Origin of the sequence: Pseudoalteromonas sp. SR41-8 (assembly GCF_014163915.1) — a bacterium.
GTDB lineage: Bacteria > Pseudomonadota > Gammaproteobacteria > Enterobacterales > Alteromonadaceae > Pseudoalteromonas > Pseudoalteromonas rhizosphaerae.
The window spans coordinates 1-1526 of sequence record NZ_JACJEE010000072.1 but is presented as its reverse complement, the minus strand read 5'-3'; the positions used below and the strand labels follow the sequence as shown (position 1 = coordinate 1526).

General features: G+C 46.4%; 1 protein-coding gene. It reads right to left on the bottom strand.

Annotation, left to right across the window (positions count from 1 at the left end; genetic code table 11):
- Positions 1-1526 (bottom strand): tandem-95 repeat protein (locus H5162_RS21035; protein WP_182779443.1); only part of this gene is annotated, 1526 nt, incomplete at both ends.

Sequence of the window (1526 nt, the reverse complement as noted above, 5' to 3'; positions counted from 1 at the left end):
AGGTTAAACGCGAAGTTTTGCCCTACCGGCGCATCATTGGTGTTGGTTACCTCTAATGTAAATGGCGTTAAACTGGCGCTATCTGTGCCATCGTTAACACTGATAGTAATAGCCGCGTAGCTGCCCACATCCTCGTTCTGTGGCGTGCCCGCTAATTCGCCCGTGCTGGTGTCAAAGCTTGCCCAACTTGGCTTATTAATGATGCTGAAACTGAGGCTATCACCATCAATATCACGCACTGATGGCGTAAACTGATACTGACTGTCTTCGCTTACCGTGGTGTTCGGTGTACCACTGATTGTCGGTGCATCGTTAACGTTCTTAACTGTGAGATTAAAGCTACTCAATGCTGTAGTAATCGCGCCGTCTGATACTGAAATAATAATGTTGTTATTTACGCCGACATCATCATTACTTGGCGTACCTGACAACTGCCCAGTGCTGCTATCAAAGTTTGCCCAGCTCGGCTTGTTGCTAATACTAAAGGTTAAGCTGTCGCCATCAATATCGCTGGCTGTTGGGGTAAAGCTATAAGACGTATCTTGATCAACATTTAATGCAGGAACACCACCAATTGTTGGTGCGTCATTGACGTTGATCACCGTTAAGTTAAATGCCGGTAAGCTCGCCGTACCCATGCCATCGCTGACACTGATCACAATATTACTGTACACACCCACATCGCTGTTACCAGCAGTACCACTGAGCAACCCGGTACTGCTATCAAAACTCAACCAACTTGGTTTATTACTGATGCTAAAGGTTAAGTTATCGCCCTCGGTGTCAGTTGCCGTTGGCGCAAAACTATAAGCGATTTTCTCACTCACTGACACAGTCGGTGAACCGCTGATCACTGGCACATCATTAACACTGCTCACGGTCACTGTGATCACCGCTGGTGCTGAATCCACGCTACCATCGTTAGCAACAAAGCTGAAGCTATCGGTGCCAAAGAAGTCACTCTCACCTTGGTATATTGCTTGCGAGCCAGTCAATGTAACACGGCCATTTTGTGGCTGACTGCTTATTTGATACGTTAAGGTATCGCCTTCGATATCGCTGGCGGTAAGGTTGATAGTCAGTGGCGTATCTTCATTTACTGACACCGCTGCAGCGCTGGCAACAGGGGCATCATTTACAGCATTAACGATTAAGTTAACACTAACAGGAGCTGAATCTAACGCACCATCATTGGCTACAAACGTGAAACTATCACTGCCGTTATAATCTGCCGCAGCTGAATACAACCAACTATCACTGCTTTGTTGAACTAGCGTTCCGTGTGCGACATCAGTATCAATGCGATAAGTTAAGCTGTCATTTTCGATGTCTGTCGCAAGCAATGTGATCAATAAGCTTGCATCTTCATCAAGGCTAAGGGTTTGCGTTTGTGCCACCGGCGCATCATTGACTGGGTTCACGGTCATGGTGACAGTAGCAAGGTTAGATATCGCGCCATTGCTGTCTTTAACTGTGTAAGTAAAGCTGTCGTCACCATAGTAATCTGCATTGGCGGTGTAAATGAT